A 19,370-nucleotide genomic window follows, 5' to 3' on the forward strand; every position below is an offset into this window, starting at 1 on the left:
CCGGGCACCGACAGCGGCCGGTCAGAGGCCCCCCGGTCACGGCGGCACCCCTACGGCAGCAGTGCTTTCTTCAGCGGAACCGCGGGGTCCGACGCCAGCTCGGCGGAGAGGCGGGCGCCCGCCTCGATCAGCTTGCGGCCCTGTGCCAGGTCCCTGGGGCGGCCCACCGCGAGGAGGGCCACCAGAGCCCCCTGCCGCAGCCAGCACACACTCCAGGCCGCGCCGGACGGATCGCCGCGCCACACCAGCTCGTCGGCGGACGCGTGGTGGCCCGCGTACTGGACGAAGCGGCCGAACTGCTCCGACCAGAAGTACGGGACGGGGTCGTACGCCGAAGGGGTCTCGCCGATGATGTTCGCCGCCACCGTGCGCGGGCCCTGAAGTGCGTTGTCCCAGTGGTGGACGAGAAGACGCTCGCCATACCTTCCCGAAGGGAAGGAGGAGCAGTCGCCCACCGCGTACACGTCGGGTTCCGATGTCCGCAGGTGGTCGTCGGCGAGGATCTCCCGGTGGGCGCCGAGGGTGATGCCGGAGTCCGCGAGCCACCCCGTGGCGGGGCGTGCGCCGATGCCGACGACGACCGCGTCCGCGGGCAGCCGGGTGCCGTCGGCCAGGTGGACGCTGCCGGGCTCGACGCGCTCCACGCGCGCGTGGGTGCGCAGTTCGGTTCCGGAGTCGGCGTACCAGGCCGTCATCGGGGCGGCGACCTCCGCGGGCAGCGCTCCGGCGAGCGGTCGCTCCGCGGCCTCGACGACGGTGACGGAGCAGCCCGCCTCGCGTGCGGCGGTCGCGAACTCGGCGCCGATCCAGCCCGCGCCGACGACCACGATGCGGTGCTGCTCGGCGAGCACGGGCCGCAGCCGCTCGGCGTCGTCGAGCGTGCGCAGCAGGTGGACGCCGGGGACTCCGGAGACACCGGGGAGCATGATCGGTTCGGCGCCGGTGGCGATGACCAGTGCGTCGTAGGGCACGGGCCCCGAGGCGGTGTCCAGTTCGTGGTCCGCCGAACGGACCCCCGTGACCTCGTGGCCCAGGCTCAGCTCGATGCCGAGCGCCTCGAAGTCGATGTCGAAGGCGGAGCCCTCCGCCTTGCCGAGCAGCACGGCCTTGGACAGCGGCGGTCTGTCGTACGGCTGGTGGGGCTCCGCGCCGATCAGGGTGACCGCGCCGGCGAACCCCTGCTCGCGCAGGGCCACGGCGGTCTGCACCCCGGCCATCCCCGCGCCCACGACGACGACCCGGCGCTCTTCCTGCCTCCGCTGCTCACTCACCCGATCACTCTAGGACGGCGGACGAGGCGCGCCTCAGGGCGCGACGGCGAGATCTCTGACACACCGTCACTGCTCATACCCGGACAGCTCCCCCTACTGCCGCCGAACGCCAGGGGCTAGGGTGGCCGGTGCAGAGCACTCGCGGGAGCCCGGACGCACCGGGCTGAGAGGGAGGCTGGACGGCCTCCGACCGTACGAACCTGATCCGGGTCATGCCGGCGAAGGGAGGGGCTGGACACCCATGCATCCACCGACACCACCCCGTACGACGAACACGACCGACGTCCTTGTCGTCGGGGGCGGCATCATCGGCCTGGTCACGGCCTGGCGGGCGGCGCAGCGCGGCCTGTCCGCCGCGGTCGTGGACCCCGAGCCCGGCGGCGGCGCGGCGCAGGTCGCCGCGGGCATGCTGGCCGCCGTCACCGAGCTGCACTACGGGGAGCAGACGCTGCTCGGCCTGAATCTGGCCTCCGCGCGGCGCTATCCCGAGTTCGCGGCCGAGCTGACGGAGGCGAGCGGCCGCGATCTCGGCTACCGCGCGTGCGGCACACTCGCCGTCGCACTCGACTCCGACGACCGGGCCCACCTGCGTGAGCTGCACGCGCTTCAGCAGCAGTCGGGGCTCGCGTCGGAGTGGCTGAGCGGGCGCGAGTGCCGCCGCCTGGAGCCGATGCTCGCGCCCGGCGTCCGGGGCGGCCTGCGCGTCGACGGCGATCACCAGGTCGACCCGCGCAGGCTCGCGGCGGCGCTCCTGGTGGCCTGCGAGCGGGCCGGGGTGATCTTCCACCGCGCGTGGGCCGAGCGCCTCTCGGTCGCGGGCGACCGGGCCACCGGCGTCGTCCTCGCCGACGGCACCGCGCTCGGGGCCGGTCAGACCGTGCTCGCGGCGGGCAGCCTCAGCGGGCGCCTGGCCGGGGTCCCGGAGGGCGTCCTGCCGCCCGTGCGCCCCGTGAAGGGCCAGGTGCTGCGGCTGACGGTGCCGCGGCGTTTCGCGCCGTTCCTGAGCCGCACGGTGCGCGCCGTGGTGCGCGGCAGCAGCATTTACCTGGTGCCGCGCGAGAACGGCGAGCTCGTCGTCGGCGCGACCAGCGAGGAGCTCGGCTGGGACACGACGGTCACCGCGGGCGGCGTGTACGAGCTGCTTCGGGACGCCCACGAGCTCGTACCCGGCATCACGGAACTGCCGCTGACGGAGACCCGCGCGGGCCTGCGCCCCGGCTCCCCCGACAACGCGCCGCTGCTCGGCCCGACCGCGCTCCCCGGCCTCCAGCTGGCCACCGGGCACTACCGCAACGGCGTCCTCCTGACACCCGTCACCGGCGACGTGCTGGCGCACTCCCTGACCACCGGTGAACTGCCCGACGTGGCACAGGGGTTCACCCCCCTGCGTTTCGTCCGCGATCCCCTCACGCAGCGTTTCCTGGAGCAGCCCGTATGACTCTCCCAGCCGTCACCGCCGTCTCCGTGAACGGAGAAGCACGCGACGTGGCAGCGGGCACCACGCTCGAAGCCCTCGTCGCCACCCTGACCGCGGCCCCGTCCGGGGTCGCCGCCGCCCTCAACGAAACCGTCGTACCGCGCACGCGGTGGTCCACCACCCCGCTCGCCGACGGGGACCGCGTCGAGGTCCTCACCGCCGTCCAAGGAGGCTGAACCGACATGGCAGACGACCCCTTCGTCATCGGCGGGCTCGCCCTTTCCTCCCGCCTGATCATGGGTACGGGCGGTGCGCCGAGCCTGGACGTGCTCGAACGTTCCCTCGTCGCCTCCGGTACGGAGCTGACGACGGTCGCGATGCGCCGCCTGGACCCCGGGGTGCAGGGCTCGGTGCTCTCCGTCCTCGACCGGCTCGGTATCCGCGTCCTGCCGAACACGGCGGGCTGCTTCACCGCGGGCGAGGCCGTCCTGACCGCCCGGCTCGCGCGGGAGGCTCTCGGCACCGACCTGGTCAAGCTGGAGGTCATCGCGGACGAGCGCACCCTGCTGCCCGACCCGATCGAGCTCATCGACGCCGCCGAGACCCTCGTCGACGACGGTTTCACGGTCCTCCCGTACACGAACGACGATCCGGTACTCGCCCGGAAGCTGGAGGACGTGGGCTGTGCGGCGATCATGCCGCTCGGCTCCCCCATCGGCTCCGGCCTCGGCATCCGCAACCCGCACAACTTCCAGCTGATCGTCGAACGCGCCGGCGTGCCGGTGATCCTGGACGCGGGCGCGGGGACGGCGTCCGACGCGGCACTGGCCATGGAACTCGGCTGCGCGGGTGTGATGCTCGCCTCGGCCGTGACGCGGGCGCAGGAGCCGGTCCTGATGGCCGAGGGCATGCGGCACGGGGTCGAGGCGGGGCGGCTCGCGTACCGGGCCGGGCGCATTCCCCGGCGCCACTTCGCCGAGGCGTCGTCGCCCGCCGAGGGGATGGCACGGCTCGACCCGGAGCGGCCCGCGTTCTGAGCGTCCCGCGCCTGTTACAGCTCGGCTGCAGTCGAGGCCCGAGTTCGCCCGGGCGGGCAGCGGTGTCAGCGGTGGCTCGTAGACTCCCCTGCGTGGACACGACCCTTCAGGACCCGCTGGTCGGGCAAGTGCTCGACGGCCGCTATCGCGTGGACGGGCGGATCGCGGTCGGCGGGATGGCCACGGTCTACCGGGCCGTGGACACCCGCCTCGACCGCGTGCTCGCACTCAAGGTGATGCACCCGACACTGGCCGCCGACGTCTCGTTCGTCGAGCGCTTCATCCGCGAGGCCAAGTCGATCGCCCGGCTCTCCCACCCGAACGTGGTGGGGGTGTACGACCAGGGCGCCGACGGCGCGTACGTCTATCTCGCGATGGAGTACATCGCGGGCTGCACCCTGCGTGACGTGCTCCGCGACCGCGGCGCCCTGCAGCCGCGCGCGGCCCTGGACATCCTGGAGCCGGTCCTGGCCGCGCTCGGCGCCGCGCACCGCGCGGGCTTCGTGCACCGCGACATGAAGCCGGAGAACGTCCTCATAGGGGATGACGGCCGGGTCAAGGTCGCCGACTTCGGGCTCGTGCGCGCGGTGGACACCGTCACGAACACGACCGGCACGGTTCTCGGCACCGTCTCCTATCTCGCCCCCGAGCAGATAGAGCACGGGACCGCCGACACCCGTGTCGATGTGTACGCGTGCGGCGTCGTGCTCTACGAGATGCTGACCGGCGCCAAGCCGCACTCCGGTGAGTCGCCCGCCCAGGTGCTCTACCAACACCTCCACGAGGACGTACCGCCCCCTTCGGCGGCCGTCCCGGGTCTCGCCGTCGAGCTCGACGAGCTCGTGGCCTCCGCCACCGCCCGCACGCCCGACGTCCGTCCGTACGACGCGGTGGCGCTCCTCGGGCAGGCCAGGGCGGCGCGCGCCGCGCTCTCCGTCGAGCAGCTGGACGCGGTGCCGCCGCAGGCCCACCCGGCGGAGCACGACAACTCCGACGACCGTACGAGCGTGATTCCGCGCACGGGACGCCCCGTGCAGCTGCCGCTCCCCACGGACGGCGACGGGGACCGGCAGAACCAGCAGGACCAGCTCAACCGCACGAGCATCCTGGCGTCGCCGCCGCCCGCTCCCCCGGCCGCGCCCGCACGCAGGCGCCTCGATCCGCGCCGCCGCACGCTGACCGTGGTCGCCGCCGTCCTTCTCGCCCTTGGTCTCGGCGCGGGTGTCTGGTACATCAACTCCGGCCAGTTCACGAAGGTCCCACCGCTTCTGGCGAAGACCGAGGCGGCGGCCAAGAAGCGCCTCGGCGAAGCCGGTCTCGAGGTCAAGGACGTCAAGCGCGCGTACAGCGACACCGACAAGCGCGGCACGGTCATGGCCACCGACCCCGAGGCGGGCGAGCGCATCCGGGACAACGACCGGGTGACGCTGACCATCTCGATGGGCCCCGAGATCGTGAAGGTCCCGAGCCTCGAGGGCGCCTCCCTGGCCAAGGCGAAGGACGAACTCAAGGACGCCGGATTCGCTCCCGGGATGACGAACAAGGCCTTCAGCGACGAGGTCCGCAAGGGCTCCGTGATCGGCACGGACCCGAAGGCGGGCACCAAGCGCAAGGCGGGCTCGGCCATCGCGATCACCGTCAGCAAGGGACCCGAGGTCGATGTCCCCGACGTGACGGGCGACTCCCAGGCCGACGCGACCTCCGAGCTGGAGGACCTTGGCCTGAAGGTCGAGATCGCGACGAAGCGGGTCCACTCCGACGAGGACAAGGGCACGGTCCTCGACCAGTCCCCCAGGGAAGGCCAGAAGCGGCTCGCCGAGGGCGACACGGTCAAGCTGACGCTGTCCAAGGGTCCCGAGATGATCGAGGTCCCGGACGTCGAGGGCATGAGCGTCGACGAGGCCACCCAGGAGCTGAAGGCGGTCGGCTTCGACGTCGACGAGGACCGCGGACTGCTGGGCCTCTTCGGGGACAAGGTGGAGAACCAGTCCGTGGACGCCGGCGACACGGCCCCCAAGGGTTCCACGATCACCATCCAGATCCGCTGATCCCTTGATCGGTTGGGTTGTTGATCGGTTGGGTTGTTGACCTGCCGATCTGCTGATCCCTTGATCCGTTGACGGGACGCTCACGCGCTCATGTCACCCTTGAGCGCGTGAGCAGCAACGACTCCCCCAGCACCCCGCCTCCCGGCACCCTGTCCCGCAATCCCGTCGGCGGCCATGTCCCCGTCGCGGGCGGCCTCGCCTCCGTCGGCCTCTCGTACGCCCGTGACCTGGGCGCCGAGGCCGTCCAGGTGTTCGTGGCCAACCCGCGGGGCTGGGCCACGCCGCCCGGCAATCCGAAGCAGGACGAGGAGTTCCGCGCGGCCTGTGCCGCCGAGGGGATCCCCGCGTACGTCCACGCGCCCTACCTCATCAACTTCGGCTCGCACACCGAGGCCACCGTGGAGAAGTCCGTGGAGTCCCTGCGCCACTCGCTGCGCAGGGCCCGCGCGATCGGCGCGCTCGGGGTCGTCGTGCACACCGGTTCCGCGACCGGTGGCCGGGACCGCGCCGTCGCCCTGCGACAGGTGCGCGACCGGATGCTGCCGCTGCTCGACGAGCTGACGCACGACGACGACCCGTTCCTCCTCCTGGAGTCGACCGCGGGCCAGGGCTTCTCGCTCTGCTCACGCACCTGGGACTTCGGCCCGTACTTCGAGGCGCTGGACGCCCACCCGAAGCTGGGCGTCTGCCTGGACACCTGCCACATCTTCGCGGCGGGGCACGACCTGGCCGGTCCCGGTGGCATGAAGGAGACGCTGGACCTCCTGGTCGACACCGTCGGAGAGGGCCGCCTGAAGCTGGTGCACGCCAATGATTCCAAGGACGTGGTCGGCGCCCACAAGGACCGCCACGAGAACATCGGCACCGGCCACATCGGCGAGGAACCCTTCCGCGAGCTGATGACTCACGCCGCGACCGAGAACGTGCCGCTGATCATCGAGACGCCCGGCGGCAAGGAGGGGCACGCGGCGGATGTGGCGCGTCTGAAGGAGCTCAGGAGCATCTAGAGACCTCGGAGATCCCTTGAGGAATACCCCCTAGGGGTATACGGTTCTTGCCAGGCGGCAGGAACCGTTGTCCGACGTTGGGGGATTCTCATGCAGCACGATCACGACACTCACGCCGAGCACGCGCACCACGAGCACCAGCACACGGGGCAGCACGGCATGGGCAAGGTCAGCTGGCGCATGGCCGCGCAGGCCACCCTCCACTGCCTCACCGGGTGCGCCATCGGCGAGATCCTCGGCATGGTCATCGGCACCGCGCTGGGCTGGGGGAACGTGCAGACGATGATCCTCGCGATCACCCTGGCCTTCTTCTTCGGCTACGCCCTGACCCTGCGCGGCGTCCTCAAGGCGGGCGTCGATTTCAGGACGGCGTTCCGGGTCGCGCTCGCCGCGGACACCCTGTCCATCGCGGTGATGGAACTCATCGACAACGGCGTGATCGCGCTCTGGCCCGGAGCGATGGACGCCCACCTGGCGGACCCCATGTTCTGGTGGATCCTCGCCATCGCCCTGGCCGCCGCCTTCGTGATCACCGTCCCGGTCAACAAGTGGATGATCGGCCGCGGCAAGGGCCACGCGGTGGTGCACCAGTACCACCACTGAGCACAGCCGCCAGGAGATCAGAGCTCGGGGCCGTCCCCGGGCTCTTCCTGGTACGAGTAGCGCTGCTCGGTCCAGGGGTCGCCGACGTTGTGGTAGCCGCGCTCCTCCCAGAAGCCGCGGCGGTCGGCGGTCATGTACTCCACGCCGCGGACCCACTTGGGACCCTTCCAGGCGTACAGATGGGGCACCACGAGCCGCAGCGGGAACCCGTGCTCCGCGGTCAGCAGCTCGCCCCCTTTATGGGTGGCGAAAATTGTGCGCTCGTCCATGAAGTCGGCCATGCGCAGATTCGAGCTGAAGCCGTACTCGGCCCAGACCATCACGTGGGTGGCGTCCGGCGCCGGCGGTGCGATCTCAAGGAGTGCCCGCGCGGGCACTCCGCCCCATTCGGCGCCGAGCATGCTGAACTTCGTGACGCAGTGCAGATCGCCGACCACGGTGGCGTACGGAAGAGCCGAGAACTCCTCGTGCGTCCAGCAGTGTTTGTCCCCGTCGGCGGTGGCCCCGAAGACCCTGAACTCCCAGCGCTCCGGGCGGAACTTCGGCACCGGTCCGTAGTGGGTGACCGGCCAGCCCCGCTGAAGTCGCTGTCCCGGTGGGAGCTCCGGCTCCACTGCTCCCCGAGATGCGCGATCCGCCGACTGACCCATGAGTCCATCCTGACAGACCCGGGTAGGTGGACGTGACCAGGAGGCCGCCGACAGGCGCCGGTCGGAGGCTGATTGGGGCAACTCCTACTAAGCATGCACTTACTGGACGGTCTCCCGTACCGGTGCAAGGATGCGCGGAACCTGCCCAGTTACCACGTGGAAGGAGCCTCTGCGATGCAGGGCGACCCCGAGGTCATCGAATTTCTCAACGAGCAGCTGACCGCCGAGCTGACGGCGATCAACCAGTACTTTCTCCACGCCAAGATGCAGGAGAACTTCGGCTGGCCCAAGCTCGCGAAGTACACCCGGTCCGAGTCGATCGACGAGATGAAGCACGCGGAGATCCTGACCGACCGGATCCTCTTCCTCGACGGCCTGCCCAACTACCAGCGGCTCTTCCACGTACGCGTGGGCCAGACCGTCACGGAGATGTTCCAGGCCGACCGGCAGATCGAGGCGGAGGCGATCGACCGCCTCAAGCGCGGGATCGAGGTGATGCGCGGCAAGGGAGACATCACTTCCGCGAATATCTTCGAGTCGATCCTGGAGGACGAGGAGCACCACATCGACTATCTCGACACCCAGCTCGAACTGGTCGAGAAGCTCGGCGAGCCGCTCTACATCTCGCAGCTGATCGAGCAGCCGGAGAGCTGACGGGTGGGCTCGGTGGGCTACGCGGCCTCGTCCAGGCCCGTGTCCAGGCCGGTGAGGACGGGCTGTCCCTGATCGGCCAGCTCCCTGCGGGGGCACGTGCCCCGGCCCAGGAGCGCCTGGATGCTCCGCACGCACGAACCGCAGTCGGTGCCCGCCTTGCTGGCGGACGCTATCTGGCGGGGCGTACAGGCGCCGTCCGCCGCGTGCTGTCTCACCTGCGCCTCGGTGACTCCGAAGCAGTTGCATACGTACACGCGGTTCACCTCCCGGACAGGATTCATCGGCGGCGCCGTCCCGATTAATCGGTGAGGCTAACCTAACCTTACCCACGACCCCGGGTCCACAAAAGCCCCCGATACGCCGGTGGGGCACGGATCACATGGATCCGTGCCCCACCGTCGCGTCTTGCGGGAATACCTACTGGTCGCGGTACATCTCCGCCACCAGGAACGCCAGGTCCAGGGACTGGCTGCGGTTCAGGCGCGGGTCGCAGGCCGTCTCGTAGCGCTGGTGCAGATCATCGACGAAGATCTCGTCGCCGCCGCCCACACACTCGGTGACGTCGTCACCGGTGAGCTCGACGTGGATGCCGCCCGGGTGCGTGCCGAGGCCCTTGTGGACCTCGAAGAAGCCCTTGACCTCGTCGAGCACGTCGTCGAACCGGCGGGTCTTGTGACCGGAGGCCGCCTCGAAGGTGTTGCCGTGCATCGGGTCGGTCACCCAGGCGACGGTCGCGCCGGAGGCGGTGACCTTCTCGACGAGGTCCGGGAGCTTGTCCCGCACCTTGTCGGCGCCCATGCGGACGATGAAGGTCAGGCGGCCGGGCTCGCGGTCCGGGTCGAGGCGCTCGATGTACTGCAGCGCCTCCTCCGGGGTCGTCGTCGGGCCGAGCTTGATGCCGATCGGGTTGCGCACCTTGGAGGCGAACTCGATGTGTGCGCCGTCCAGTTGACGGGTGCGCTCACCGATCCAGACCATGTGGCCCGAGGTGTCGTAGAGCCGGCCGGTGCGCGAGTCCACGCGGGTGAGGGCCGACTCGTAGTCGAGGAGCAGCGCCTCGTGCGAGGCGTAGAACTCGACGGTCTTGAACTCCTCCGGGTCCGTCCCGCAGGCGCGCATGAAGTTGAGCGCGTTGTCGATCTCGCGCGCCAGCTGCTCGTACCGCTGGCCCGAAGGGGACGACTTCACGAAGTCCTGGTTCCAGGCGTGCACCTGGCGCAGGTCGGCGTAACCGCCGGTGGTGAAGGCGCGCACCAGGTTGAGCGTCGAGGCGGACGCGTTGTACATCCGCTTCAGGCGCTCGGGGTCCGGGACGCGGGACTTCTCGTCGAAGGCGAAGCCGTTGACCGAGTCGCCGCGGTAGGTCGGCAGGGTCACGCCGTCGCGGGTCTCGGTGCCCTTGGAGCGCGGCTTCGAGTACTGCCCGGCGATGCGGCCGATCTTCACGACGGGCACGGAGGCCGCGTACGTCAGGACGGCGCCCATCTGGAGCAGCGTCTTCAGTTTGTTGCGGATGTGGTCGGCCGACACGGCGTCGAAGGCCTCGGCGCAGTCGCCGCCCTGAAGCAGGAACGCCTCTCCCTTGGCGACGGAGGCCAGTCGGGCGCGCAGCTGGTCGCACTCGCCCGCGAAGACGAGCGGCGGATACGACTCGAGGTCCGCGATCACATCGCGCAGAGCCTCGGCATCGGGGTACTCAGGCTGCTGCGCCGCGGGAAGGTCTCGCCAGGTGTTGCCACTGTTAGGGGTGGTCTTAGCGTTCACGGTCACCCGTACAACATTACGGGGTGATGTCCGCCGTCCATTCACCCGCTCACCAAGTGAGACGGACCCGACACAGCCGAGCGGCGGCGCTCCAGCTCCCGCTCCCCCGCGGTCGGCGCCGCCAGGGCGAGCCCGCGGTGCGTGCGGCGCAGCATCGAGCGGGCCATGAAGGGGTGAGCCCGCTTCACGACGCCCCAGTAGGCCCGGCCGCGCAGGGTGTCGGCGCGCACGGTGGAGCTCAGCGTGACGTGCCGCCCGTCGACCAGGATCGAGGCGCGCGCCGTCAGGCCCCGGACCTGCACCTCCAGGAGCAGCTCGTCGCCCTCGCGGGCGATCACGGGGAAGCCGCGCAGGATGCCGGTCCAGGCCGCCGGGTCGCGGGGCTGCCCGGGGAGCAGCTCCATGCGGTACGCGTCCTCGTAGCCGGGGCGGTCGACGGCCGTGCGGATCAGACGGGCGGCCTCCGGTGTCCCGACCGCCTCCGGGCGGCTCCACATGAGCCGGTTGCAGAGCCGCACCCTGGGCGACCACCGGACAGGTCGGGCGCAGCCGCCCGTCGCCGCCCGCTCGAAGTTGTCGAAGACCTCTTCGATGATCGTGTCGTGCAGGGGCCGGACGACGGCGGGCCACAACAGGCGGTCCTTGCCGAGCGGTTGGATCTCCAGGACGTGGCGGACGCGGCAGCGCCCCTGCCCGAGGGGCTCGACGGACATCTCGTGGAAGCCGTTGTCCGGCGGGGTGAAGGCGAAGCGCACGCGCCTTCCCGGCTCGTACTCCGTGACGGCGTAGCGGACCGGGCCGTGGCCGCCGACAGCGCCCACGCCGAGGGGCCGGTCGAAGAGCATCGCCGCCCAGGCCGGTGTCGGGAAGACCGGGTCGTCGTCGGCGGAGAGCCGATCGAGGAGGGCGCCCACCACCTCCGCCGGAGCCTTGATCACACGCTGGTGTTCATTGCGCACCGTGCCCATCACGAACCTCCATACGCTGGCGTATGGTCGACCATACGGTACCGTATGGCCATGGCGCAACGGCAGCAGAAGAAGCCCACGGCGAAGCCCCGGCTGTCCGCTCAGGACTGGGCGGACGCCGCCCTCACCGCGATCGGCGAGGGCGGTCTCGCCGCCGTCGCCGTGGAGCCCCTCGCCGTCCGCCTCGGCACCACCAAGGGCAGTTTCTACTGGCACTTCGCCAACCGTGACGCGCTCATCGAGGCCGCCCTGAACCGCTGGGCCGAGATCCACACCGAGGGGGCGATCCAGGAGGTCGAGGCCGAGCCCGACCCCCGGCGGCGCATCCGCCTGCTCTTCGCCGAGGCCATCGCGTCGGCCACCTCCGGCCCCCTGGAGGTCGCCCTCCTCGCGACCGCCTCGCATCCCCAGGTCGCCGAGGCCATGCGCCGCGTGACCGAGCGCCGGGTGGCGTACGTCGCCGAGCTCTTCGTCGGGCTCGGCTTCCCCGAGCCGGAGGCGCGGCGCCGCGGGCTGCTCGCGTACACGGTCTATCTGGGGCACGCGCAGCTCGGGCACGCGGTGCCGTCGGCGCTGCCCGGCCTCGACGAGTTCGGCGCGTATCTGGACGAGGCCCTGGACGTCCTGATGATGCGCTAGGGTGCGGGACATGCACGCGCAGACGAACCGAAACTGGTGGTGGCCCGCTCATCCGGCGGCCCACTGACTCTGCGCGTTTCGAGACTCGCGAAGGCCGCCCGAGGGGCGGCCTTCAGTGTTTTCCGGACCAGGGTCCGGGGCGCGGCCGTTCCTCTCCGAGTGAGAAGGAACCGAACCGATGCATTCCGCCCGTTCCCACCAGCACCTGCTCGATCTCGTCGACGACGACCGTCCGTTCGCCGTGCTCCGCCGCCGCACGCCCGGCCGCGACCACGACACGGTCGAGGTCCTGATCGGCGCGGTCGGCACGTACGACCGGCTCGCCGACATCCCCGACGAGGGCCTCGCCCTGATCCCCTTCCGGCAGATCAGGGAGCGCGGTTTCGACGTACGCGACGACGGCACGCCGCTCACGGTCCTGACCCCCGACGAGACGTACGAACTCCCGCTCTCCGAAGCCCTGTCGACGCTGCCCGGCCATGACGTGCGCGTCGAGGGCGGGGCCTTCGACGTCGACGACGCCGCCTACGGGGAGATCGTCGGGCGGGTGCTGCGCGAGGAGATCGGGCGGGGCGAGGGCGCGAACTTCGTCATCCGGCGCACGTACGAGGGGGAGATCCCCGGTTTCTCCAGGGCGGACGCCCTGGCGCTCTTCCGCAGGCTGCTCGTGGGCGAGCGGGGCGCCTACTGGACGTACGTCGTGCACACCGGGGACCGGACGCTGGTCGGCGCCAGCCCCGAGGTGCATGTGCGGATGTCCGGCGGGACGGTCGTCATGAACCCGATCAGCGGGACGTACCGCTACCCGGCCGAAGGGCCCACGGCGGACGATCTGCTCGGCTTCCTCGCCGACGGCAAGGAGACCGAGGAGCTGTCGATGGTCGTCGACGAGGAGCTCAAGATGATGTGCACCGTCGGCGACATGGGCGGTGTCGTCGTCGGGCCGCGGCTCAAGGAGATGGCCCACCTCGCGCACACCGAGTACGAGTTGCGGGGGAAGTCGTCGCTCGACGCGCGCGAGGTCCTCAAGGAGACGATGTTCGCCGCGACCGTCACCGGCTCGCCCGTGCAGAACGCCTGCCGCGTCATCGAGCGCCACGAGACGGGCGGGCGCGGCTACTACGCGGGGGCCCTCGCCCTCATCGGCCGTGACGCGGGCGGCGCACAGACCCTGGACTCCCCCATCCTGATCCGCACCGCCGACATCTCCGCGGACGGAAAGCTGCGGGTCCCGGTCGGCGCGACACTGGTACGGGGCTCGGACCCCGCGGGCGAGGTCGCCGAGACGCACGCCAAGGCGGCCGGCGTGCTCACCGCACTCGGGGTGCGTCCCGGGCGGCCCCGCGACGAGCGCGTACGCCCCGCCCTGTCCGACGACCCGCGGGTCCGGGCGGCCCTCGACAGCCGGCGGGCCGGGCTCGCGCCGTTCTGGCTGCAGATGCAGATTGGGGCCTCCCCTGCTCGAACGGAGTTGAGAGCTCGGGGAAAGACGGCGGAGCTGACCGGGCACGCCCTGGTCGTCGACGGCGAGGACACGTTCACGGCGATGCTGGCGCATCTGCTCCGCTCATCGGGCCTCACGGTCTCCGTACGCCGCTACGACGAGCCGGGGCTCCGGGAGACGGTCCGGGAACACGAGGGCCCGCTGATCCTCGGCCCCGGCCCGGGCAACCCCTCGGACCCCGACGACCCGAAGATGACCTTCCTGCGCGCCTTGACCGCCGAGGTGATCCGCGACCACCGCCACGGCGTCCTCGGCGTCTGCCTCGGTCATGAACTTCTGGCCGCCGAGCTCGGCCTGGAGATCGTCCGCAAGGAGGTCCCGTACCAGGGCGCCCAGACGCGGATCGACCTGTTCGGGCGGCCGGAGACGGTCGGCTTCTACAACAGCTTCGCGGCCCACTGCGACGAGGAGACGTCCCTTGAACTGGCCGCGCACGGCATCGAGGTGAGCAGGGACGCGGCCACCGGAGAGGTGCACGCGCTGCGGGGCCCCGGCTTCGCGGGCATCCAGTTCCACCCGGAGTCGGTGCTCTCGCTGCGCGGGACGGCGATCGTGCGGGAGCTGCTCTCCGGAGTGCTCGTCTAGGGCTTGGGGGCCGCCGGGACCAGCACGTTCTCGCTGCGGCGGCCCTCCTTGTAGTCCAGGACGTTCTGCACCGTGGTGTCGATGATCTGGCCGACCGCGTCCACGGTGTAGTACGCCTGGTGCGAGGTGACCACGACGTTCGGGAACGTCACCAGGCGGGCCAGGGTGTCGTCCTCGATGGCCTCGAGGGACTTGTCGAGGAAGAAGAGCCCCGCCTCCGCCTCGTACACGTCGAGCCCGACACCCGCGAAGCGCCCCATCCGCAGCTCCGAGACCAGGGCGTCCGTGTCGATCAGGCCACCGCGGCTGGAGTTCACCAGGATCGCGTCGTCCTTCATCATCCGCAGCGCCTTTGCGCCGATGATGTGCTGCGTCGCGGGGAGCAACGGGACGTGCAGGCTGATCAGGTCGGCTTCGGCGAAGAGCCGCTCTTTCCCGACGTACTCCATGCCGAGTTCGACGCACGCGGGGTTCTCGGCGACGTCCCAGCCGAGCAGCCTCATGCCGAAGCCGTGCGCGATCCGGGTGAACGCCTCGCCGATCTTCCCGGTGCCGAGCACGCCGACCGTGCGGCCCCGCAGGTCCCTGCCCATCAGGCCGTCGAGCCTGAAGTCGAAGTCGCGGGTGCGGTTGCTCGCGCGCACGATGCGGCGGTTGACGGCCATCGCCAGCGTCCAGGCGAACTCGGCGACGGAGTACGGCGAGTAGTACGAGACGCGGGCGATGGTGAGGCCGAGGCGCTCGGCGACCAGGAGATCGATGTTGTTGAAGCCGGTCGAACGCTGGGCGATCATCTGCGTGCCGCCCGCCGCGAGGGTCTGCAGGACACGGTTGCCGAGATCGGCGTTGACGCTGGTCGAGACGATCTCGTAGCCGGCGGCGATGGGGGCGGTGTCCTCGGTGAGGAAGACGTCGAGACAGCGGACGTCGTGGTGCGCGGCGAAGGCCTTCTCGATGAGCGGCTTCTCGTCCGCCTGCACCCCGAACGCGAGAATCTCCATGCGGCGAGTCTAGGTTTTACGGGGCGACACGGCACCGCGGGGAAACAGGTGGGCGGGTGGGAAAGCTCCGCCGCGAAGCGGCGGCACAGGGCACCCGCCCACCGAGGGTCAGCCGAAGAACACGCCCACCTCGCGGTACAGCTCCGGGTCGACGGTCTTCAGCTTCGCCGTCGCGTCGGCGATCGGTACCCGCACGATGTCCGTGCCCTGCAGCGCGACCATCTTCCCGAAGTCGCCGTCCCGCACGGCCTCGATCGCGTGCAGGCCGAAGCGCGTGGCCAGCCACCGGTCGAAGGCGCTGGGCGTACCGCCGCGCTGGACGTGCCCGAGGACGGTCGTGCGCGCTTCCTTCCCGGTCCGTCCCTCGATCTCCTTGGCGAGCCACTCCCCCACGCCCGAGAGCCGCACATGCCCGAAGGAGTCCTGCGTGCCGTCCTTGAGGACCATCTCGCCGTCCTTGGGCATGGCCCCTTCCGCGACGACGACGATCGGCGCGTACGACGCCTTGAACCGCGAGGTCACCCAGGCGCACACCTGGTCGACGTCGAAGCGCTGCTCGGGGATGAGGATGACGTTCGCGCCGCCCGCGAGCCCGGAGTGCAGCGCGATCCAGCCCGCGTGCCGCCCCATGACCTCGACCACGAGGACCCGCATGTGCGACTCGGCGGTCGTGTGCAGCCGGTCGATCGCCTCGGTGGCGATGCCCACCGCGGTGTCGAAGCCGAAGGTGTAGTCCGTGGCGGAGAGGTCGTTGTCGATGGTCTTCGGTACGCCGACGACGTTGATGCCGTACTCGTCGGTGAGCCGCGCGGCGACGCCGAGGGTGTCCTCGCCTCCGATCGCGATGAGGGAGTCGACCTCGTGCTTGGCGAGGTTCTCCTTGATCCGACGGATGCCGTTCTCCGCCTTGAGCGGGTTGGTGCGCGAGGAGCCGAGAATGGTGCCGCCCCGGGGCAGGATGCCCCGCACGGCCGGGATGTCGAGCTGGACGGTGTCCCCCTCCAGCGGGCCGCGCCAGCCGTCCCGGAAACCGACGAAGTCGTAGCCGTACTCCTGCACGCCCTTGCGGACGACGCCTCGGATGACGGCGTTGAGCCCGGGGCAGTCGCCGCCTCCGGTCAGTACTCCGATTTTCTTGGCCGCCATGGAAACGTCCCTTCGCCTCAGTGACCTGATGCGAGTCACGCTAATGGTGATCCAGGTCACCCGGGGACGGTCCGGATGGTCAATTCCTTCCGGTTCAAGGGGAGTTGATCACGCGAGTTCACCCTTATGAGGGGTCGCCCGAGGGGTCACGCGTCGTCGAGACCTCGCTCGATCGCGTACCGCACGAGCTCCACGCGGTTGTGCAGCTGGAGCTTGCCCAGCGTGTTCTGCACGTGGTTCTGCACGGTGCGGTGCGAGATGACCAGGCGCTCGGCGATCTGCTTGTAGCTCAGGCCCTTGGCGACGAGCCGCAGCACCTCGGTCTCGCGGTCGGTCAGTTGCGGGGCCTTCGGCTCGTCCGGGGCGCCGGGCACCGGATCGGACGCCAGGCGGCGGTACTCGCCGAGGACGAGGCCCGCGAGGCCCGGGGTGAAGACCGTGTCACCGACGGCCGTGCGGCGCACCGCGTCGGTCAGCTCGGCCGTGGAGGCCGACTTCAGGAGATAGCCGGTGGCGCCGGACTTGACCGCCTCCAGGACGTCGGCGTGCTCGCCGCTCGCCGAGAGGACCAGCACGCGCAGGGCCGGGTTGGCGGCGACGAGTTCCTTGCAGACCTGGACGCCCGGCTTCAGGGGCAGATTCAGATCGAGTACGAGGACGTCGGGTGCGGCGGCCTGTGCGCGGCGCACCGCCTGCTCGCCGTCGCCCGCCGTGGCGACCACGTCGAACCCGGCCTCCGCGAGGTCGCGGGCGACCGCGTCCCGCCACATCGGGTGGTCGTCGACCACCATGACCCTGACCGTGACCTTGCCGTCCTTGCCGCCCGCACCGTTCTGCTGCTGTGGCTGTTGCTGCTCGCTCATCGTTCCTTGCCTGCCTTCCCCCGTGTGCCGCGTACGTTCTCCGAGGGCTCCGCGGCCCTCGGGACCCTCAGTTCCACTTCCGTGCCCTGGCCCGGCACCGAGATCAGCTCGGCCGTGCCCCCGATGTCCCGCAACCGCCCCCTGATCGACAGGGCGACACCGAGCCGCCCCTCTCCCTCGGCCTCCGCGAGCCGCCCCTCGGGGATGCCGGGGCCGTCGTCCCGCACCGTCACGATCACGGCGTCCGGCTCGTCCTCGACCAGGATCCAGGCCCCGGCGTCCGGGCCCGCGTGCCGGTGGACGTTGTCCAGGGCGGCGCCCACCGCGGCGGCCAGTTCGCGGGCGGCCTTCGGGGCGAGGGCGACCGGAGCGCCCGGCTCCGAGACGGTGACCTTCGCGCCCGCGTACGGGAAGAGCAGCGACCGCAGGTCACAGGGCTCTCCCCCGTCGGTGTCGGCCGGATCGTCGGGCTCGTCCACCGCCCGGACCACGGCTCCGAGCGAGGCGTCCTCCGACTCGTGCGACGTGCGGACCAGGCCGCCCGCCACCAGCGTACGGAGCGCGACCTCCTGCTCCCCCGCCATCCTGCCGAGCTCCGCCGCCTCACCGCCGAGCGCGCTGCCGCGCCGCTGCACCATCGCAAGGACCTGCAGCACGCTGTCGTGGATGTCGCGGGCGAGACGCTCCCGCTCGCGGGTCGCGGCCTCGATCTCCAGGGCGCGGGCGAGGGTGCGCTCGGAGGCGCGGGCCACCTCGACGACGTAACCGATGGCGATGGAGGCGATGCAGACGAGCAGCACGTTGTGGAGCGTGTCCTGGGTGGGCCTGCCGCGCTGCGCGATGTTGGCCACGCCGACGAGCGCCGACGCGAACGCCGCCCACCGCCAGCCGCCCTTGATCGCGAACGCGAGCACCGCGCCCGCCGTCCATATCGACGGCAGCGTCGGGCCGTCGTGGACGATCCGCTGGTGCGAGTCGGCGACCGGCGTGAGCAGGATGCCGACCAGCGCGATGGTCAGGTCGGTGATGAGGAACCGCTTGGTGCAGCTCGCCGCGTTCGCGACCTTCGGGAGCGTGCCGATGGTCCAGCCGGCGAGCACCACATAGAACGCGACGGCCACCCAGGGCCGGTCGAAGTTCTGGTGCGCGGCCACGAACAGGCCGATCGCGTACAGCATCGTCAGTACGCGGTAGCCGGTCAGCGCGCGCCACAGCGGCTGCTCGACCGACATCCTCATGACGCGCACGCGCTTGGTCATGTCCCCCACCCCATGGCACCCCCGGCCGGCCCGCGGGGTGCCCGCCGGCTCCCCCTGCACGACGCGATTACGCGCCGGACCGTTCCTTCTCGGCCGCCGCGGCCGCTTTCTCCGCCTTCTTCTCCGCTTCCTTCTCGGCCTTCGCCGCGTCCGAGAGGCGGCGCTTGGCCGCCGTCGCGTACTCGTCGACGTACTCCTGGCCGGACAGCTTCATGATCTCGTACATGACCTCGTCGGTCACCGCCCGCAGGACGAACCGGTCGTGCTCCATGCCGTGGTAGCGGCTGAAGTCGAGCGGCTCGCCGATCTTGATGCCGGGCCGCATCAGCTTCGGCATCACCTTGCCCGGCGGCTGGATCTTCTCCGTGTCGATCATCGCCACGGGGAGCACGGGCGCCCCGGTGGCGAGGGCCACCCGCGCGAGGCCGCCGGGCTTGCCACGGTAGAGCCTCCCGTCGGGCGAACGGGTGCCTTCCGGGTAGATGCCGAAGAGCTCACCGCGCTCCAGGACCTCGATGCCGCTCTTGATGGCCGCCTCGCCCGCGCCCCGGCCGCCGGAGCGGTCCACGGGCAGCTGGCCCACACCCTTGAAGAAGGCCGCCGTGAGCTTGCCCTTCACGCCCGGGGACGTGAAGTACTCCGCCTTCGCGATGAAGGTGACCTTGCGGTCGAGGACCGCGGGCAGGAAGAAGGAGTCCGAGAAGGAGAGATGGTTGCTCGCCAGGATGGCCGGTCCCTCGGCGGGTACGTTCTCAAGGCCCTCCACCCAGGGCCTGAAGCCGAGCTTCAGCGGCCCTCCGATGGCGACCTTCATTGCGCCGTAGATCAAACCGAGTGCCTCCTGTTAAGTGTGGATCAGACCTTAACCCGCAGTAAGGCCAAAGGGCCCGACGACCCTGGTCGGTGTCAGTCCGGTCGCGTACGGTGAAGTACTCCTCCACACCCCGCAGCCAC

Annotated in this window: 20 protein-coding genes and 1 riboswitch; of the genes, 10 read left to right on the top strand and 10 right to left on the bottom strand. The window is 70.8% G+C overall.

Features of this window, described 5'->3' with window-relative positions:
* Positions 1–50 precede the first annotated feature (50 nt).
* Positions 51–1,217 carry an NAD(P)/FAD-dependent oxidoreductase gene (locus tag ACWGIH_RS31405; RefSeq protein ID WP_453450554.1) on the bottom strand — a complete coding sequence of 389 codons (1,167 nt, stop codon included), beginning with the start codon at positions 1,215–1,217 and terminating at the stop codon, positions 51–53.
* A gap of 185 nt (positions 1,218–1,402) precedes the next feature.
* Positions 1,403–1,515, top strand: a riboswitch (TPP riboswitch).
* Here ACWGIH_RS31405 and thiO point away from each other — a divergent pair.
* The 6 genes from thiO to ACWGIH_RS31435 all read left to right on the top strand — a co-directional run bounded on the left by thiO (position 1,513) and on the right by ACWGIH_RS31435 (position 7,383).
* A complete protein-coding gene (gene thiO / locus ACWGIH_RS31410; protein ID WP_453450503.1) occupies positions 1,513–2,709 on the top strand; it encodes a glycine oxidase ThiO in 1,197 nt (398 codons plus the stop codon). It overlaps the preceding riboswitch by 3 nt.
* Positions 2,706–2,924, top strand: coding sequence for a sulfur carrier protein ThiS (gene thiS, locus ACWGIH_RS31415; protein ID WP_453450504.1), 219 nt, complete (start codon positions 2,706–2,708; stop codon positions 2,922–2,924). The genes thiO and thiS overlap by 4 nt, the downstream gene beginning before the upstream one ends.
* Positions 2,925–2,930: 6 nt before the next feature.
* On the top strand, positions 2,931–3,725 hold the full coding sequence (locus ACWGIH_RS31420; protein WP_453450505.1) for a thiazole synthase: 795 nt from the start codon (positions 2,931–2,933) through the stop codon (positions 3,723–3,725).
* Between the two features lie 92 nt (positions 3,726–3,817).
* On the top strand, positions 3,818–5,773 hold the full coding sequence (gene pknB / locus ACWGIH_RS31425) for a Stk1 family PASTA domain-containing Ser/Thr kinase (RefSeq protein WP_453450506.1): 1,956 nt from the start codon (positions 3,818–3,820) through the stop codon (positions 5,771–5,773).
* Between the two features lie 107 nt (positions 5,774–5,880).
* Positions 5,881–6,780: a deoxyribonuclease IV gene (locus tag ACWGIH_RS31430; RefSeq protein WP_453450507.1), complete on the top strand. Its 900-nt coding sequence runs from the start codon at positions 5,881–5,883 to the stop codon at positions 6,778–6,780.
* 90 nt (positions 6,781–6,870) lie between these two features.
* The gene (locus ACWGIH_RS31435; protein WP_453450508.1) at positions 6,871–7,383 is read left to right on the top strand and encodes a DUF4396 domain-containing protein; all 513 of its coding nucleotides are present in this window, start codon (positions 6,871–6,873) and stop codon (positions 7,381–7,383) included.
* Positions 7,384–7,400: 17 nt separating this feature from the next.
* On the opposite strand, the gene ACWGIH_RS31440 is transcribed toward ACWGIH_RS31435, so the two are convergent.
* Positions 7,401–8,033, bottom strand: a complete 633-nt coding sequence (locus ACWGIH_RS31440) for a sulfite oxidase-like oxidoreductase (RefSeq protein ID WP_453450509.1) — start codon at positions 8,031–8,033, stop codon at positions 7,401–7,403.
* Between the two features lie 174 nt (positions 8,034–8,207).
* Between ACWGIH_RS31440 and bfr the strand changes: the two genes are divergently transcribed.
* Entirely contained in the window at positions 8,208–8,687 is a 480-nt protein-coding gene (gene bfr, locus ACWGIH_RS31445; protein WP_160504564.1) for a bacterioferritin, read from the top strand.
* 17 nt (positions 8,688–8,704) lie between these two features.
* On the opposite strand, the gene ACWGIH_RS31450 is transcribed toward bfr, so the two are convergent.
* The 3 genes from ACWGIH_RS31450 to ACWGIH_RS31460 form a co-directional block, all read right to left on the bottom strand.
* Positions 8,705–8,950 (bottom strand): (2Fe-2S)-binding protein, encoded by a 246-nt coding sequence (locus ACWGIH_RS31450; RefSeq protein WP_453450555.1) that lies wholly within the window; start codon positions 8,948–8,950, stop codon positions 8,705–8,707.
* 154 nt (positions 8,951–9,104) lie between these two features.
* Positions 9,105–10,457: a class II 3-deoxy-7-phosphoheptulonate synthase gene (locus ACWGIH_RS31455; protein WP_453450510.1), complete on the bottom strand. Its 1,353-nt coding sequence runs from the start codon at positions 10,455–10,457 to the stop codon at positions 9,105–9,107.
* Between the two features lie 35 nt (positions 10,458–10,492).
* Positions 10,493–11,419 carry a DUF2867 domain-containing protein gene (locus tag ACWGIH_RS31460; RefSeq protein ID WP_453450511.1) on the bottom strand — a complete coding sequence of 309 codons (927 nt, stop codon included), beginning with the start codon at positions 11,417–11,419 and terminating at the stop codon, positions 10,493–10,495.
* Between the two features lie 45 nt (positions 11,420–11,464).
* Between ACWGIH_RS31460 and ACWGIH_RS31465 the strand changes: the two genes are divergently transcribed.
* From ACWGIH_RS31465 to ACWGIH_RS31475, 3 genes are all read left to right on the top strand, one after another.
* Entirely contained in the window at positions 11,465–12,058 is a 594-nt protein-coding gene (locus tag ACWGIH_RS31465) for a TetR/AcrR family transcriptional regulator (RefSeq protein ID WP_453450512.1), read from the top strand.
* A gap of 10 nt (positions 12,059–12,068) precedes the next feature.
* Entirely contained in the window at positions 12,069–12,125 is a 57-nt protein-coding gene (locus ACWGIH_RS31470; protein WP_361046300.1) for a trp operon leader peptide, read from the top strand.
* Positions 12,126–12,236: 111 nt separating this feature from the next.
* Positions 12,237–14,147 carry an anthranilate synthase family protein gene (locus tag ACWGIH_RS31475; RefSeq protein ID WP_453450513.1) on the top strand — a complete coding sequence of 637 codons (1,911 nt, stop codon included), beginning with the start codon at positions 12,237–12,239 and terminating at the stop codon, positions 14,145–14,147.
* Here ACWGIH_RS31475 and ACWGIH_RS31480 read toward each other — a convergent pair.
* The 5 genes from ACWGIH_RS31480 to ACWGIH_RS31500 form a co-directional block, all read right to left on the bottom strand.
* Positions 14,144–15,148, bottom strand: a complete 1,005-nt coding sequence (locus ACWGIH_RS31480; protein WP_453450514.1) for a 2-hydroxyacid dehydrogenase — start codon at positions 15,146–15,148, stop codon at positions 14,144–14,146. The genes ACWGIH_RS31475 and ACWGIH_RS31480 overlap by 4 nt on opposite strands.
* Positions 15,149–15,256: 108 nt before the next feature.
* Positions 15,257–16,294, bottom strand: coding sequence for a 6-phosphofructokinase (locus ACWGIH_RS31485; protein ID WP_453450515.1), 1,038 nt, complete (start codon positions 16,292–16,294; stop codon positions 15,257–15,259).
* Positions 16,295–16,440: 146 nt separating this feature from the next.
* Positions 16,441–17,157 (bottom strand): response regulator, encoded by a 717-nt coding sequence (locus ACWGIH_RS31490; RefSeq protein WP_453450516.1) that lies wholly within the window; start codon positions 17,155–17,157, stop codon positions 16,441–16,443.
* A complete protein-coding gene (gene macS, locus ACWGIH_RS31495) occupies positions 17,154–18,416 on the bottom strand; it encodes a MacS family sensor histidine kinase (protein ID WP_453450517.1) in 1,263 nt (420 codons plus the stop codon). The genes ACWGIH_RS31490 and macS overlap by 4 nt, the downstream gene beginning before the upstream one ends.
* A gap of 67 nt (positions 18,417–18,483) precedes the next feature.
* Entirely contained in the window at positions 18,484–19,230 is a 747-nt protein-coding gene (locus ACWGIH_RS31500; RefSeq protein ID WP_453450556.1) for a lysophospholipid acyltransferase family protein, read from the bottom strand.
* Positions 19,231–19,370: the final 140 nt, after the last annotated feature.

Source organism: Streptomyces sp. NPDC054872 (genome assembly GCF_053610705.1).

What these genes read in the sequence shown, in the direction of transcription:
- ACWGIH_RS31480 (WP_453450514.1), bottom strand. Translation starts at nt 15,148, where the DNA reads ATGGAGATTCTCGCGTTCGGGGTGCAGGCGGACGAGAAGCCGCTCATC.
- ACWGIH_RS31460 (WP_453450511.1), bottom strand. Translation starts at nt 11,419, where the DNA reads ATGGGCACGGTGCGCAATGAACACCAGCGTGTGATCAAGGCTCCGGCG.
- ACWGIH_RS31490 (WP_453450516.1), bottom strand. Translation starts at nt 17,157, where the DNA reads ATGAGCGAGCAGCAACAGCCACAGCAGCAGAACGGTGCGGGCGGCAAG.
- ACWGIH_RS31500 (WP_453450556.1), bottom strand. Translation starts at nt 19,230, where the DNA reads ATGAAGGTCGCCATCGGAGGGCCGCTGAAGCTCGGCTTCAGGCCCTGG.
- ACWGIH_RS31420 (WP_453450505.1), top strand. Translation starts at nt 2,931, where the DNA reads ATGGCAGACGACCCCTTCGTCATCGGCGGGCTCGCCCTTTCCTCCCGC.
- bfr (WP_160504564.1), top strand. Translation starts at nt 8,208, where the DNA reads ATGCAGGGCGACCCCGAGGTCATCGAATTTCTCAACGAGCAGCTGACC.
- ACWGIH_RS31435 (WP_453450508.1), top strand. Translation starts at nt 6,871, where the DNA reads ATGCAGCACGATCACGACACTCACGCCGAGCACGCGCACCACGAGCAC.
- macS (WP_453450517.1), bottom strand. Translation starts at nt 18,416, where the DNA reads ATGACCAAGCGCGTGCGCGTCATGAGGATGTCGGTCGAGCAGCCGCTG.
- thiO (WP_453450503.1), top strand. Translation starts at nt 1,513, where the DNA reads ATGCATCCACCGACACCACCCCGTACGACGAACACGACCGACGTCCTT.
- ACWGIH_RS31405 (WP_453450554.1), bottom strand. Translation starts at nt 1,217, where the DNA reads ATGGCCGGGGTGCAGACCGCCGTGGCCCTGCGCGAGCAGGGGTTCGCC.
- thiS (WP_453450504.1), top strand. Translation starts at nt 2,706, where the DNA reads ATGACTCTCCCAGCCGTCACCGCCGTCTCCGTGAACGGAGAAGCACGC.
- ACWGIH_RS31475 (WP_453450513.1), top strand. Translation starts at nt 12,237, where the DNA reads ATGCATTCCGCCCGTTCCCACCAGCACCTGCTCGATCTCGTCGACGAC.
- ACWGIH_RS31485 (WP_453450515.1), bottom strand. Translation starts at nt 16,294, where the DNA reads ATGGCGGCCAAGAAAATCGGAGTACTGACCGGAGGCGGCGACTGCCCC.
- ACWGIH_RS31465 (WP_453450512.1), top strand. Translation starts at nt 11,465, where the DNA reads ATGGCCATGGCGCAACGGCAGCAGAAGAAGCCCACGGCGAAGCCCCGG.
- ACWGIH_RS31440 (WP_453450509.1), bottom strand. Translation starts at nt 8,033, where the DNA reads ATGGGTCAGTCGGCGGATCGCGCATCTCGGGGAGCAGTGGAGCCGGAG.